The organism is Mesorhizobium sp. P160927 (genome assembly GCF_057766385.1).
Map to the genome: position 1 here is coordinate 1,665,075 of NZ_JBYMDW010000001.1, position 14,155 is coordinate 1,679,229.

Sequence of the window (14,155 nt, forward strand, 5' to 3'; positions counted from 1 at the left end):
AGAGGGGACGCGAAGGATTGCTGCTCATCCCGCGATCTGTTGAGAGCCGAAGGCGTGACTGGAACCTATTGCTAGATCGGCGGGAGAGCGCCCCGCTCTGGCTTGCCCACGATGGGAAATCACCCGCTCATGGCTTCAAAGCGCCTTTACCGACACCTTCACCGGCTTCTCGATCTCGAGCGGGTTGCGCAGCGGCAGTCCGAAATCCCCGGCCTCGATCTCGAACACGTCGCCGGCCTCCGTCTTGATACCGTCGGCGAAGGATAGCGTCGCGGTGCCGAACATATGCACATGCACGTCGCCAGGCTGGCGGAAGGCCGAATATTTGAAGTGGTGGTGTTCGAGATTGGCGATGGTGTGGGACATATTCGTTTCACCCGACAGGAAGGGCTTTTCCCACAAAGCCTTGCCGTCGCGCAGGATGCGCGACGTGCCGCGGATGTCCGAAGGCAGGTCTCCGATCAGGATCTCCGGGCCGAAGGAGGCATTGCGCAGCTTGGAGTGGGCGAGGAAGAGATAGTTCACGCGCTCGGTCACATGGTCCGAGAATTCGTTCGACAAGGTGAAGCCAACGCGGAAGGGCGCCCCGTCATCGCCGATGACATAGATCCCAGCGACCTCGGGTTCCTCGCCGGCATCCTTGGCAAAGGCCGGCGACATGAGCGCCGCGCCAGGCGCGACCGCCATGGTGCCGTTGCCCTTGTAGAACCATTCCGGCTGCACGCCGACCTGGCCTTTCGCGGGCTTGCCGCCTTCCAGTCCCATGCGGAACATCTTCATGGAATCGGTAAGTTGCTCCTCGCCGTCGGTGCTGAGCTTCTTGTGCATGGAATCGCGCGTCGCGGCCGACCCCAGATGCGTCAGCCCGGTGCCGGTCAGGTGCAGATGCGCCGGGTCGGGGTGATTGATCGGCGACAGCAGGCGCCCCCTCTTGTAGGCGGCGTCGAGATCGATCGTCTCGCCAAGCCCCTTGCGTTCGATCAGGGCGGCCAGGCCGACGCCGGTGCGGGCGGCCTCCATCGCTAGCGAATAGACGCTGCGCGCCCCGTTAATGATCCGGGTCTTCCCTCCGCTGCGGGCAACGACACGGATCGTCTCGGCGTCGTCGAGAATCTGCGAGATCAGCATGATCAGTCCTCTCATTTATCTGTATCCGGCTGCCAATGGGCAAATCCTGACCGGCGCGGCGCGGAAACGCGCCACGGTTTGAAACGCTTCGTCCGGATTGCATTCGCGAGCCTGGTCCTTCCCCGGACTTCTTGGTGCCGACGGGCTGCCGGCAGCTTCGCGATCTAGAACCCGTATGCCTCCTAGTCCTCGCCCCGCCCTCAAGCCTTGTTCTTGTTGTAGACGTCGAAGATGACGGCCCCGAGCAGCACCAGGCCCTTGACCACCTGCTGCCAGTCGACATTGACGCCCATGATGGACATGCCGTTGTTCATCACGCCCATGATGAAGCCGCCGACCACCGCGCCGATGACCTGGCCGACGCCGCCCATCGCCGAGGCGCCGCCGATGAAGACGGCCGCGATCACGTCGAGTTCGCTGCCGAGGCCCGCGGCCGGCACGGCCTGGCCGAGACGTGCGGCGATGATCAGCCCGCCGAGCGCCGACAGAACGCCCATATTGACGAACACCCAGAGCGTCAGCCGCTCGGTGTTGATGCCCGACAGTTGCGCCGCCTTGGCGTTGCCCCCCATGGCGTAGATGCGGCGGCCGATGGTCATGCGCTTGGTGACGAAGACGAACAGCGAGATCAGTACGCCCATCACCAGGAGCACGATCGGCAGGCCCCGATAGGTCGCGAACTGGAAGATCAGGAAGAGCGCTAGCGCGCTGCCGACCAGCGTCTTGATGACGAACAGGGTGAAAGGCTCGGCCTCGTAACCGTGGAGTTCGCGCTTGCGTCGCGTCCTGAAGCCGAAATAGGCGTAGGCGAGCACCGCGATCAGGCCCAGCACGATTGTCGTCATGTGAAGCGTCAGGCCACTGCCCAAAACGGTTTTGCCGGCCGCGTTCACCGTCGGCGGGATCAGGGTCAGCGGACCGATGACGTCGGGAATGAAACCGGAACTCAGCGCCTTGAAACTGTCGGGAAGCGGGCCGACCGAGGAGCCGCCGCCAAGCAGCGCCTGGCAGATGCCGCGGAAGATCAGCATGCCGGCGAGCGTCACGATGAAGCTTGGTATGCGGTGATAGGCGATCCAGTACCCTTGCGCGCCACCGATCAACCCGCCGACGATGAGGCAGACGATCGAGACAACAAGCGGATTGCTGAACATGCCGAGCGGCCAGATGACCATCATCATGGCGGCAAGGGCGCCGATGAAGCCGGCGACCGATCCCACGCTGAGATCGATATAGCCGGCGACGATGACCAGCAGCATGCCGAGCGCCATCACGATGATGAACGAGTTCTGCTGAACCAGGTTGCTCAGGTTGACCGGTTTGAACAGCGTTCCCGACGTCGTGTACTGGAAGAACAGCATGATGACGATCAGCGCGATGATCAGGCCGTATTCGCGCAGGTTCGTCGTCAGCGCCGAGACGGCGACGCGAGGACCCTGCTTGACGTCCTCGGCGGTGCCGCTTTGCGGTGCGGGAGCGCTGTCTGTGCTCATGATGCTTTTCCTTCTCCGCGAACAATGGCGCGCATGATTTTTTCCTGGCTGGCGTCATTTGCCGCCATCTCGCCGACGATGCGCCCTTCGTTCATGACATAGATTCTGTCGGTGATGCCGAGGAGTTCCGGCATTTCAGACGAGATGACGATGATCGCTTTGCCCTCGGCGGCGAGGCGGGCGATGATTGTATAGATTTCGTACTTGGCGCCGACGTCGATACCGCGCGTCGGCTCGTCGAGGATCAGAACTTCCGGGTCGGCGAACAGCCATTTCGACAGCACCACCTTCTGCTGGTTGCCGCCCGAGAGATTGCCGGTCAGCTGATAGACGCTGGAGGCGCGGATATTGGTCTTCTTGCGATAGTCGTTGGCGACGCTCATTTCGCGCATATCGTCGATGACGCCGCCACTGGAAACGCCGGCGAGGTTGGCCAGCGTCACATTGTGCTTGATATGGTCGATGAGGTTCAGCCCATAGGTCTTGCGGTCCTCGGTGACATAGGCGATGCCGTTCTGCACGGCCTTGCCCACTGTGGAAAGGTCCACGGGCTTGCCGTTGAGCAGCACCTCACCGCTGATGCGCCGGCCATAGGAGCGGCCGAACAGGCTCATGGCGAATTCGGTGCGACCGGCGCCCATCAGTCCCGCAATGCCGACAACTTCGCCCTTGCGCACCTTCAGGTCGATGCTCTTGATCACTTGCCGTTCGGCATGGATCGGGTGGTAGACGGACCAGTCCTTGACCTCGAAAATGACGTCGCCGATGCTAGGTTCGCGCGGCGGGTAGCGATCATCGAGGGATCGGCCGACCATCGAGGTGATGATGCGGTCCTCGCTGATATCCTTCCTCGGCAATGTCTCGATCGTGCGCCCGTCGCGGATCACCGTCACCTTGTCGGCGACGCGGTTCACCTCGTTGAGCTTGTGGGAGATCAGGATCGAGGTCATGCCCTGCCGCTTGAACTCGAGCAAAAGATCGAGCAGCGCCTGGCTGTCCTTTTCGCTGAGCGATGCTGTCGGCTCGTCGAGGATCAGCAGCTTCACTTCCTTGCTGAGCGCCTTGGCGATCTCGACCAGCTGCTGCTTGCCGACGCCGATATGGGTGATCAGCGTCTTGGGGTCTTCCTTGAGCCCGACTTTTTTCAAAAGCTCGGACGTGCGCGCCTCGTTGGCGTCCCAGTCGATGACGCCGTATCTGGCGTGCTCGTTGCCGAGGAAAATGTTTTCGGCGATCGACAGCATCGGCACCAGCGCAAGCTCCTGGTGGATGATGACGATGCCCTTGTGTTCGCTGTCATGGATGCCTTTGAACTGGCATTCCTGGCCCTGAAAGATGATCTGGCCATCATAGGTGCCGGAGGGATAGACGCCCGAAAGCACCTTCATCAGTGTCGATTTTCCAGCGCCGTTCTCGCCTACCACGGCATGGATTTCGCCTTCCTCGACGCGGAGGTTGACGTTCGACAGCGCCTTCACGCCGGGGAACGTCTTGGTGATGTCGCGCATCTCCAAAATCGTCGAGGTCATCAGGGCAAGCTCCTCCTACACTTTCTATTTTTAGGCAATTCCTGACGGAAAACCGCTGCGAACTTTTCCGGGAATGGCTCTAGGCCGGTAGAAACAATACCGGGGCCGCTTGTGAACGAAAAGGGGCCCTGCGTCGCGCAGGACCCCTGTCTTTGTAACCGGGATTACTTCAGGTCTTCGGCCTTGATGTAGCCGGAGTCGACGACCAGGGCCTGGTAGTTCGACTTGTCGACCTCATGCGGGGTCAGCAGGATCGAGGGAACCACCTTGACGTCGTTGTTGTAGGTCTTTTCGTCGAGGCCTTCCGGCTTGCCGCCGGAGAGCACCTTGTCGACCAGCTGCACCGTGGCCTTGGCCAGTTCGCGGGTATCCTTGAACACGGTCGAGTACTGCTCGCCCGAGATGATCAGCTTGACCGAGGCGGTCTCGGCGTCCTGACCGGTCACGATTGGCCAGGGCTGTGCGTCGGTGCCGTAACCGACAGCGCGCAGCGAGGCGGTGATGCCGCGCGACAGGCCGTCATAGGGCGACAGAACGCCATCGACGCGGCTGCCGTCCGAGTAGTTGGCCGAGAGAAGGTTGTCCATGCGCGCCTGGGCGGTGGCGGCGAGCCAGCGCAGCGTGCCGACCTTGTCCATGCCGGTCTGGCCGGACTTGATCTTGATCGAGCCGTCGTCGATCAGCGGCTGCAGGACGGAGATCGCGCCATTGTAGAAGAAGAAGGCGTTGTTGTCGTCGGGCGAGCCGCCGAACAGTTCGACGTTCCACGGCTTGGTGTTCGGGAAACGCTCCTTGAGACCCTTGACCAGGGAATTCGCCTGGATCACGCCGACGCCGAAATTGTCGAAGGTGGTGTAATAGTCGACATTCTTGGTCTTCTTGATCAGGCGGTCATAAGCGACGACGACGACGCCCGCGTCGTTCGCCTTCTGCAGCGCATCCGAAAGGGTGGTGCCGTCGATGGAGGCGATGATCAGCGCCTTCGGACCCTTGGTGATTTCGTTTTCCAGCTGGCTGAGCTGGTTGGGGATGTCGTCCTGCGCGTATTGCAGGTCGACAGTGTAGCCGAGCGCCTCGAGCTGGGATTTGACGGCGTCGCCGTCATTGATCCAGCGTTGCGAGGTCTTGGTCGGCATCAGCACGCCGACAAGACCCTTGTCGGCCGCGTGCGCCTGATAGGTCATGGCAGCGATGCCAAGGGCCGCCACGGCGGCCAGCGTCTTGATAATCTTCACATTACTCTCCCTGGTTGATGGACGCGACACCTCGGGGCTTCGCGGGCCGCGCAGCCAGACAGGAGCGCAAACGCGCCGCTGTCGGCATTATCGATCTCCGGTATCCTCCCAATCGGCTCCGCGACGCGGTTCAATCGATACGATTTTGATCGCCACCGACCCGTGCGCCTCGGAACGCGCGAAGGGTGGGTCCCTTTGCCATAACTGTCAAATGCGATCTTTGGTGGTTGCTATACCGAAATCGGTATGATCTAGCATCCGGAAAGCAATCGGCGAGAAAGCTGGGAGATCATGGCGGCATTGCGCGATCCCGATGCGATTCCAGTAAGTTACGAGAAGCTCCCGGGAGACGGGGAGACACTCCTGCGCAGCGGCTTGAGCTTGCGCCACATGCGCATGATCGCCGCCCTCGACGATCACGGACGGGTGAGCGCCGCGGCCCAGGTCATGAACATCTCCCAGCCGGCCGCTTCGCGCATGATCGCCGAGATGGAGGCGGTGCTCGACGTGAAGCTGTGCGAACGGCTGCCGCGCGGGGTGACCCTCACTCCCTATGGCCAGGCGCTTGCCAGGCGCGCCCGCTCGATCCTGCTCGAGATGCTCGAAGCCGACCGCGAGATTGCCGAGCTCAAGGCCGGCAAGGGCGGTTCGGTGTTCCTCGGCGCCGTGACCGCGCCGGCGATCGAATTGGCGGTGCCGGCGATTCGTGAAATCCGCCGCATCTACCCGCGCATCGAGATCACCATGCAGGTCGAGACGTCGAACGTGCTCGCCCGCGAGCTGATCGCCTCGCGCCACGACTTCATCATCGCCCGCATTCCCGACGACCTCAATCCACGACTGTTCGAATCCCGTGTGATCGGCGTCGAGAAGGCCTGCCTGATCGTGCGCCGCGGCCACCCGCTCGCCGGAGGCAATGTGGTGCGGCTGGAAGACACCGCTGCCTATGACTGGGTCTTCCAGTCGGGCGGTTCGCCCTTGCGTCAGGCGATGGAGAGCAACTTCCTGAACCGCAACATCGCGCTGCCGGACCGGATCTTGAACACCAGTTCACTGCTGCTCACACTTGTCATGGTCGCGCAATCCGATGCCATCGCGCCGGTCTCGGTGCAAGTGGCGAAGTTCATCCAGAACCCGGACGGGCTTGCCGGCGCCATCGATGTCGTCCAAACCGAATTCGACATCGAGGTCAGACCCTACAGCCTGATCACCGTCAGGAATCGCGTCCTGTCGCCGGCCGCCAAGATGCTGCATGATTTCATCCTGCGCGAAGTGGGGTGATGGAACGAGAACCGCTGCCGCACGTTCAAGCCGTTCGGCATGCGCGCTGGAGCCCGTTGCGGGCGAGGGAACGAGGTGTCGAAGATCAACAACTCGGGAGGTTTTTATGGAACGTCGGTTGTTTCTTACTGGAATGCTTGGCGTCGCGGGGGCAGTGGCGTTTGCGAGCGTGGCCGGACCCGGCCGCGCGGTAGCTGGTGTTCCCCAGGGAAACGGAATTCTCGATGAACTGGACAAGCCGGATCCGGCTGTCTTCGAAGGGGATGACGCGGTCGAGGTGGAGCAGGTCTCGCATCGCGACTGGCATTTTCGCCGCCATCATGGCCACGATGGCTACTGGCGTCGTCGCCACGGGCGTCGCCGCGGCTGGAGACGAGTTTGCCGCAGCTACTGGCGCCATGGCCGCCGTCGCACCCGCTGCTGGCGCGAGCGCGTCTGGCTCCGCATTGGGCTATAATCGCTTCGTGCTGACGCATAGGCCGGCCACCACAGGTGGCCGGCACCTGTGTTCGGGCTCTTCAAGTGCAGGAAACTCGCACTTTTGCCTTGCTGCCGCCGAATCGGCGGAACCATATAAGCCTTTGTCCGTTTAAACCTGTTTAAGCGGAGCTTTGACCATGCCGAGGGACCATCAAGAAGAACGGCATTCTGCAATCAAGATCATGCGAGCCGTGGAGAAGCGGCACGCATGAAGGGCGTCGCGATACTGACCGAAGCCCGCAGCGGCTCCGAATGGCTTGGCAGTCTAACGAACAGCACGGGACTGTTGGGCAAGTCGGCCGAGTGGCTCGACACGGCCAATCTGGGGTGCAAGCCGAAATCCTTCGATGACCTGATGTCCGCCGTGATCGATCGCGGCGCAACCGCAAACGGCACGTTCGCCGTGAAACTGTTTCCACGACATCTTCACTGGTCGCAGGCCAGATATGGAGCTGACTTCCTCGCTGAATGCAGCCGGCGCCATTCCATGGGCTTGGTCCTGCTGGAGCGGCGGGACCGCCTTCGCCAAGCGATTTCCTATTGCCGGGCAAAGGCGTCGGGGTGTTGGAAAAGCACGATGGACGGCGCCGATCTGGTTCCGCGATACGACTTCGCTGGCATCTGCCAGGCCTATTTCCTGATCGAGCAGAGCTATGCCTTCTGGGAAGCTTACCTGCGGCTGGCCGATCTGGCATACGATCACTTTTTTTATGAGGATCTGTTGGACGATCCTCGGCCGTACGTTGCGTCGGTGGCCCGGCAGTTGTCGGTTGAAATGCCGGACGGAGAGTTCGAAACGAATTTACGGCTGCAGCGGGACGATCTCACCGAAGATTGGGCGGAGCGGTTCCGCAACGACGTCAAATCGGAAGACCTCCTGGCGCATCTGCCCAGGAAGGTGGCGCCGCGGAACATCAACAACCTCGCCCGGTTCCTCCTCAAGAAGCAGATGCTAACCGGACAGGCCTAGGGGAGACAGGTCACGTGGCATGAAGTGCCTGATCACGAGCCGCTGAAGCCGGAAGCCGTCAAAGAGTCCTGAAGCACAAGAAGCGTCAACGACACTCCTATCCCGTCAAACCGGGTTGGAAATGCACTATGGCATCAAGGATGGTGCGATAGAGGCTGTCGACTTCGTCGTCGATCTCCCCCGCTTGATGCCGACTGCCTTTGCATCGGCGATGAGCTTGTGCGTGAGTTCGTCAACGGAGATTACATCCGCGGGTGCGGTCTCAGGGACGTTGTTCGCGATCCATTGGTCAAGGAAGTTGATGCCACGCGTGCTCATGTGGCCCTCATCCGGACAACGTAAGCGAAGGTCCGCTTCTCGCCCTTCAACTCCGTGACACGTAGCCAGTTTTCTTCCTGGCGCCTGAATGTGACAGGCTTGCCAGCATGTGCTTCCGCCGCTTTGAAAGGCAACGGTGCTGTGACTATGCTCGATGACATAGCCGATCCGGCGGCCATGACCTCGACCCGATACTGCGGCATCCGAGCTCCCCGCGATTTGTTCTCTCATCGCGGTTCAATTAGTTAAAGCTAAAATAGTTCCGGAACATCGTGGCCGAGCGGCGTCGTTCAAACGCACGAGCAAAGAAGACAACGCGACGTTAGGTTCCGGTGCCGCACGGCCCGGCAGCCAACCTGAAAATCTCAAGCTTCTCGCTGTAAGACAGCCGTACCCTTTGACCGCATCGCTTACAGGTGAAAGTCGTTACGGACTTGACCCAGGAGCCTTTCCTGACCAGTGGGGTTTTGCAGCTTGGACACTGAAAGGTTAGGTTTTGGTCGAGCAACTGCTTGGATAGAGCCATTTCATCTTCTCCCAGATGAAATGAGCATGCAAGACTGCTGCCAGAGCGCGTGTGCTGGAACGACACAGTGGGGCTAAGGCCGCTGGCGCGTGTCTCCGGCGCCTTCTTTGAACTCGCGAGCTGGCAAGGAACCAAAGCGGAAAATAAGTATTTCCTAATGGAAGGGCTACGACGGACCCGACACAATGGATGTGCATTTCGAACTGGAACTAGCTAAGGCCAGGCTAAGTGTGAGCCAAGCTGAATCCGAACTGAAACGTCTCGAGCGGATAATGGATAAGCGCTATGGCGTGGGCATCGATCTTGCCCTCTGCGACACGATGAGAGTCGCCCAGCGCCGTGTCAGCGAAGCACGAGAGCACCTGACGAGGATCAAGGCGGGCAACGCCTGATGTCCCCTTAAAAAAGCAGACGCCCGCGCGTGAGCCAGCGGGCCTCTAAGCTTTCGATGGGGATAGTGAGGAGGTCGGCCCGGCCGTCGAGGCGGAAAGACGTTCGCGCTTATTCCAAACAGGCTTCTGGTAAATCTTCTTCATAGTCGCTCCCTCGCTTTACCCTGGGCGCTCAATTGCCCAGTGCCCGCAAGCCAGCCACACCGACCGGGTCGGTGTGGCTCTTGGTCAATCGCCGGCGCCCGCGATCACCAGTTCGGCCGCCGGACAAAAGCCGCTACCCATGAACAGCAGCACGACCATTGCGAATAGAATAGTCCGCATGCCGGGCCGTCGGAAAAAACGGTAGTGTGCTGAGAGTTCTGCAAATTCGCTGAGAGAGGGCGGTCATGGCAGGCTGGTGATGTTCAACGTCACCTGATTCCCGCGACGGAACGCCACCATGACCATGACCGAAGATAAATCCGCCATCGCTGCCGTCAAAGACATTCTGCTTTCGAAGCCGGATGAGCACCCCGGCTGTCGGAAAGCGCTGCAAGCGGTTGTGAATCTACTTCGAGCCCTTGCAGCGCAAGCTGGAGCGGGTAGCGGGAATCGAACCCGCGCGTTCAGCTTGGGAAGCTGACAGGCTACCATTACATCATACCCGCGCTGCAGCCTCGTTACCATGACGGCATGGCTTCGGGCAATCGCAAACCGGCCTCACAAGGCGGGCTTCGCCAGCTCACCGGTGAGGGTCGGCCTTGGTTCCCTGGCCTTTGCGACTTCGCCGCCGGCGGCGAAGCTCGGCCAGTATTTCGAGATGGCCAGCGTCGCGCCGGCGGAAGAGAAATGGCCATAGTCGAAATAGAGAAACTGCTTGCTGCCGGCATCCGCATAGGAGCAACCGGTGGCGTCGCACAGATAGGTGAGCGGGTCGATGAAGGTCGCGCCGTTGGCGAAGAGTTGCACCTGCTTGTTGATGTCGGGATCCATGGCCATCGGCCAGGATGTATTCGCGGCGCCTTCGTGTCTTGCAAAGAAAGCGATCTTCTGGACGTCGGCGATGAACTCCGGAGACTGGCCGATGACATAGACCTTGACACCCATGGCGCGCAGCCGGTCGATCGTCGTCTGAAGTCCGTCGAAGCCCCTGGCCTGGTAGTCGGTCCATCGACCGCTCAGGATCACCGCCTGGATGTTCGCATCGCGGATGATCGACAGCGCCCGTTCGTTGAAGCGGGTGCAGGCCGGCCGGGCATAGGAAAAATAGCTCAGGTTGGGTGGGCAGCCGGCATAGGTATATTGGACGACGTTGGCCTGGATTTTCTGCGCGTTGGCTTCCAGGCCCGATACGTAGTGAGCCGCGAAGGAATCGCCCCACAGCAGCACATTGGTGGCAAAGCCGTGCGTGCGCGTGCAGTCGGCAAGGTTCCAATCCTCGATCCGGCTCGCACCCTCATTGAAGCAGACACCGTTGCGCCAGTCGCCCACCAGGATCCGTTGCGTCGAGAAATCCGGGAACCGCTGCGGAAAGCCCTTGCCCAGCACACCGGCCAGGCCGCCGACGCACAGCAGGGCGATCGCCGTCGCCGAAAAGGCGAAGATCGGCAGCGGGGCGGTGAAGGCCCGCTTCTGCCGGAAAGGCTGCTCGACATACTTCCACGAGAAGGTCGCCAGGGCGACGCTGGCCACCGTCATCGCGACGATCATCGGCACCGAGATGGCTTTCAGCGAGAGGTAGTGGACGAAGGAGTTGATCGGCCAGTGAACAAGGTAGAGCGAATAGGAGATGAGGCCGATCCAGACCATCGGGGCGAACTGAAGCACACGGGTGGCGAGGGGCACGGGTCGGTTCGCATGGTTCTGGCCCGCATAGATCAGCAGGGCCGTTCCGACGCAGGGAAACAGGGCATTATAGCCCGGAAATGGGTCGCTCTCCGAAATCGTCAGGAAGCCGAAGCCAAGCAGTGCAAAGCCGGCCAGGCCAATCAGTTCCGTCGCCGGCCGGCTGGCAAGTGGCGGCGGCCTTTTCAGCATCAGCATGGCGCCCAGCGCCAGCTCCCAGATGCGTGTCGGCAGCAGGTAGAAGCCGGCGGTCGGCGCCAGCGTGGTCGCCATCACCGCCAGGGCAAAACTGCCGATGGTGATGGGCAGAAGTATCGTCAGCCAGCGCTTCGAGGCATAGCGGTAGATCAGATAAACCAGGATCGGCGCGAAGATGTAGTACTGTTCCTCGACCGAAAGCGACCATGTGTGCAGCAGTGGCCGCAGTTCGGCGTCGATCGAAAAATAGTTCGTCGTCTTCCAGAAATAGATGTTCGACCAGAAGGTCGAGGCAGCGATCACGCTGAGGCTGAATTCGTGCAGGTCCGACGGCAGGAGGATGAACCATGCCGCGATGCTTGCAAGCAGGATGACGAAGGTCAGCGCCGGCAGGATGCGCCGTGCGCGGCGCCAGTAGAAGCGGCCGATCGAAAACTGGCCGCGCTCGAGATCATCCAGCAAGCTGCCGCTGATCAGATAGCCCGATATGACAAAGAAAATATCGACGCCGGTAAACCCCCCTGGGATGGCGGACACGCCAAAATGAAAGAGCACCACGGGTAGCACCGCAACGGCCCGTAGGCCGTCGATGTCGCGCCTGTAGTTCATTCGGACAGTCCGCGGCTCGCCGCCCGCCGATCTCGTGCGAAGCACGCCACGCCGCTCATGCGCCGATGCCCTGATTGTGCGAAAAATCGTGACGCGTGGGGTTCACAGGCTCTCCTCTGCGAAACGATTTTGCTGCACTGCAACATGAGTGTCAAGCCGGAACGCCGTGCTTTGAACGCCGGCGAAGCCGGTTTGGATGCGGCCGATCAGGTTGCCGGCAGGTAGATCACGGCATAGTCATCGGCATAGGCCCGCTTCCAGCCCAACTCGGCGAAGAAGGGGATGCGAGTATCCGCGGCTGTAAGCAGTGCCCAGCCGATCGCGTATTTCTTCAACTGGGCCTCGAGCAGTGGTTTTCCGCCGGTCTGCCCCATCGCCTCATCCGCTTTCGTGAACCCGCCCAGGAACAGCTGGTCCGTCCTGCCGTCGACATAGGTCTTGATGTCGTGGAAAATCAGTGTGCCGCCGAAATTGTAGGAATTCAGCACATTGCCTGCGAGGTGGTGATCCCTGGCGAACGCAAGAGCGCCGCTGGCTGATGTCTTCGGGCTCGGCGCGACCTGGTAGGCATTGTTGAGCGCAAGGATCGCAACGACCAGCGACACCGCCGTCGCGCCGCGGAGCAGACGGAACCGGCTGGCGAGGAATTTTTCCAGTCCGTCGCGCTCTTCATTCAGCCAGGCGCTTGCGGACAGGGTGGGATATTGGCGCGCGACCTCGACCGCGACCACCAGGGGAACAAGCAGGAAGAACAGATAGACGAACCGCAGATGCGAAAGGTAGACGTGCAAGGTGAAGACGATGAACAACGCCTTGGCCCAGCCGATCCGTAGCCTCGATGTCAGAAGCCCGAAAAAGGCCAGCAGTGTCGCGGCTTCCTGGAGGACCTGTTCCTGGGCGTTGAACGGCCGCCACTCCAGGATCAGCGGCACAGCCTCATTGCCATAGGCGACGGTGAGCGTGGCCAGGATGGCCTGCACGCCATAAGGGTTTATCAGGCTGACCAACGGACAGAGCAGGCCAAACGCCACCCACTTCGCCAAAAGTGCGGGTTTCGACAGGCCGGTGCGCGCCAGGAGATCGAGGCCGGCGAAGGCAGCGATGATGAAGCTCAGGGTGAACGTGGCATGCAGGTTCGCCCACAATACGACCAGACCGAGCAGCCAGAGCGGCGGGGCCTTCTCGTCCTGCGCGGCACGAGACAGCATCGTCGTCCAGACGACGATGATCGGCAAGGTGAAGACGTGCGGGCGCGCCGTATAGATCGGGCTGATCAGGAATGCCGCGACGAATGCCAGCGCTACGGCCAGGACCGGTTTCAGATGCGCGCTGAGGAACCATCCCGACAGGAAGACCGCGAGACAGATCGTGCCGATGATAAGCGTGACGACGCCGTTCCAGCCGCCCGCGCTGTAGGCAAGGGCCAGCAGAACCTGCCCCAGCCATTCCTTGGCGATCCACGGTTGGCCGGCAAAGGTGTAGGAATAGGTGTCGACGGTCGGAAGCGTTCCGTTTGCCAGGAAATCCAGCCCCACTTTGACATGCCACCAGCTGTCGGGGTCCTGCAGGGTTGCGCTGGCAAAGGTTGCCAGAACCGTCGCCATGACACCCGCGCCGATCAGGCAGAATATCAGCCTGGCGCGCTGTGCGTCCTCGAGCGGCGAGAACACCGGAACGATTGCCTCGACCTTGTTCATGTCGCCGCTCCAGGGGATTTCATGTCGATCGCGATCAAGACAGTGTCCTTTGCCGCGCCGACGAAGACGAAACGGGCCGAGCCGAGATAGAAGAGGGCCGAGTAGAGGCAGTTTCCCGCCAGATGGACAAACGGATTTTCGACGAATCCGGCGGACATGGCGGCGACCACTATCGTCAGATTTGCGGTATAAGCCACAACGAAGGCAAGCGCATACCGCACGGCCATGCCGGAGCGAAAACCGCCCGCACGGCCGAAGGTCCAGCGGCGGTTGAGGAAGAAGCCAAGGACAAGGCCGCCGGCATAGCCGGTCATGTTGGCGGCGATGTCGCCCAGGCCCAGCTTCAGCCCAGCCAGGATAAGACAATAGCCCAGCGCCGTGTTGAGCAGCCCGTCCGCGCCAAACCGCAGCATTCTTGAAAAGCCGGCCGGAACAGCCGACCACATCCTGTCCATGGCGTTCCCGTTACCCA

The 14,155-nt window shown here is 61.2% G+C and carries 11 protein-coding genes, 1 tRNA gene and 1 pseudogene; 3 read left to right on the top strand and 10 right to left on the bottom strand.

Going from position 1 to position 14,155, the window contains the following annotated elements:
- Nucleotides 1-135: 135 nt before the first annotated feature.
- The 4 genes from araD1 to chvE form a co-directional block, all read right to left on the bottom strand.
- The gene (gene araD1, locus AC3CB8_RS08230; protein WP_015319285.1) at nt 136-1,128 is read right to left on the bottom strand and encodes an AraD1 family protein; all 993 of its coding nucleotides are present in this window, start codon (nt 1,126-1,128) and stop codon (nt 136-138) included.
- 200 nt (nt 1,129-1,328) lie between these two features.
- Complete coding sequence (gene mmsB, locus AC3CB8_RS08235) at nt 1,329-2,621, bottom strand: multiple monosaccharide ABC transporter permease (RefSeq protein ID WP_023772975.1); 1,293 nt, start codon at nt 2,619-2,621, stop codon at nt 1,329-1,331.
- Complete coding sequence (gene mmsA / locus AC3CB8_RS08240; protein WP_352547226.1) at nt 2,618-4,150, bottom strand: multiple monosaccharide ABC transporter ATP-binding protein; 1,533 nt, start codon at nt 4,148-4,150, stop codon at nt 2,618-2,620. Before mmsA ends, mmsB begins: the two co-directional genes overlap by 4 nt.
- 164 nt (nt 4,151-4,314) lie before the next feature.
- Entirely contained in the window at nt 4,315-5,385 is a 1,071-nt protein-coding gene (chvE, locus tag AC3CB8_RS08245) for a multiple monosaccharide ABC transporter substrate-binding protein (RefSeq protein WP_015319282.1), read from the bottom strand.
- Nucleotides 5,386-5,676: 291 nt separating this feature from the next.
- Here chvE and AC3CB8_RS08250 point away from each other — a divergent pair, with 291 nt between their 5' ends.
- Nucleotides 5,677-6,666 (top strand): LysR family transcriptional regulator, encoded by a 990-nt coding sequence (locus tag AC3CB8_RS08250; RefSeq protein WP_023772973.1) that lies wholly within the window; start codon nt 5,677-5,679, stop codon nt 6,664-6,666.
- Nucleotides 6,667-6,751: 85 nt separating this feature from the next.
- On the opposite strand, the gene AC3CB8_RS08255 is transcribed toward AC3CB8_RS08250, so the two are convergent.
- On the bottom strand, nt 6,752-7,018 hold the full coding sequence (locus tag AC3CB8_RS08255) for a hypothetical protein (protein ID WP_023783476.1): 267 nt from the start codon (nt 7,016-7,018) through the stop codon (nt 6,752-6,754).
- A gap of 336 nt (nt 7,019-7,354) precedes the next feature.
- On the opposite strand from AC3CB8_RS08255, the gene AC3CB8_RS08260 reads away from it, so the two are divergent.
- Nucleotides 7,355-8,116, top strand: a complete 762-nt coding sequence (locus tag AC3CB8_RS08260; RefSeq protein ID WP_023772971.1) for a Stf0 family sulfotransferase — start codon at nt 7,355-7,357, stop codon at nt 8,114-8,116.
- A 97-nt stretch (nt 8,117-8,213) separates the two neighbouring features.
- Here the strand turns inward: AC3CB8_RS08260 and AC3CB8_RS08265 are convergent.
- Nucleotides 8,214-8,434 (bottom strand): annotated as a pseudogene (locus AC3CB8_RS08265) (DUF768 domain-containing protein).
- Nucleotides 8,435-9,145: 711 nt separating this feature from the next.
- Here AC3CB8_RS08265 and AC3CB8_RS08270 point away from each other — a divergent pair.
- Nucleotides 9,146-9,352 (top strand): hypothetical protein, encoded by a 207-nt coding sequence (locus tag AC3CB8_RS08270; RefSeq protein ID WP_352547232.1) that lies wholly within the window; start codon nt 9,146-9,148, stop codon nt 9,350-9,352.
- A gap of 576 nt (nt 9,353-9,928) precedes the next feature.
- Here AC3CB8_RS08270 and AC3CB8_RS08275 read toward each other — a convergent pair.
- From AC3CB8_RS08275 to AC3CB8_RS08290, 4 genes are all read right to left on the bottom strand, one after another.
- Nucleotides 9,929-10,002: transfer RNA gene (locus tag AC3CB8_RS08275), tRNA-Gly, on the bottom strand.
- 52 nt (nt 10,003-10,054) lie between these two features.
- Entirely contained in the window at nt 10,055-11,986 is a 1,932-nt protein-coding gene (locus AC3CB8_RS08280; protein WP_352594966.1) for an acyltransferase family protein, read from the bottom strand.
- Between the two features lie 206 nt (nt 11,987-12,192).
- Entirely contained in the window at nt 12,193-13,683 is a 1,491-nt protein-coding gene (locus tag AC3CB8_RS08285; RefSeq protein WP_352563197.1) for a hypothetical protein, read from the bottom strand.
- Complete coding sequence (locus tag AC3CB8_RS08290) at nt 13,680-14,138, bottom strand: GtrA family protein (protein ID WP_352563196.1); 459 nt, start codon at nt 14,136-14,138, stop codon at nt 13,680-13,682. Before AC3CB8_RS08290 ends, AC3CB8_RS08285 begins: the two co-directional genes overlap by 4 nt.
- Nucleotides 14,139-14,155 lie beyond the last annotated feature (17 nt).

Excerpts from the sequence above, each read along its gene's own strand:
- araD1 (WP_015319285.1), bottom strand. The coding sequence starts at position 1,128 with ATGCTGATCTCGCAGATTCTCGACGACGCCGAGACGATCCGTGTCGTT.
- mmsB (WP_023772975.1), bottom strand. The coding sequence starts at position 2,621 with ATGAGCACAGACAGCGCTCCCGCACCGCAAAGCGGCACCGCCGAGGAC.
- mmsA (WP_352547226.1), bottom strand. The coding sequence starts at position 4,150 with ATGACCTCGACGATTTTGGAGATGCGCGACATCACCAAGACGTTCCCC.
- AC3CB8_RS08250 (WP_023772973.1), top strand. The coding sequence starts at position 5,677 with ATGGCGGCATTGCGCGATCCCGATGCGATTCCAGTAAGTTACGAGAAG.
- AC3CB8_RS08260 (WP_023772971.1), top strand. The coding sequence starts at position 7,355 with ATGAAGGGCGTCGCGATACTGACCGAAGCCCGCAGCGGCTCCGAATGG.
- AC3CB8_RS08270 (WP_352547232.1), top strand. The coding sequence starts at position 9,146 with ATGGATGTGCATTTCGAACTGGAACTAGCTAAGGCCAGGCTAAGTGTG.
- AC3CB8_RS08280 (WP_352594966.1), bottom strand. The coding sequence starts at position 11,986 with ATGAACTACAGGCGCGACATCGACGGCCTACGGGCCGTTGCGGTGCTA.
- AC3CB8_RS08285 (WP_352563197.1), bottom strand. The coding sequence starts at position 13,683 with ATGAACAAGGTCGAGGCAATCGTTCCGGTGTTCTCGCCGCTCGAGGAC.
- AC3CB8_RS08290 (WP_352563196.1), bottom strand. The coding sequence starts at position 14,138 with ATGGACAGGATGTGGTCGGCTGTTCCGGCCGGCTTTTCAAGAATGCTG.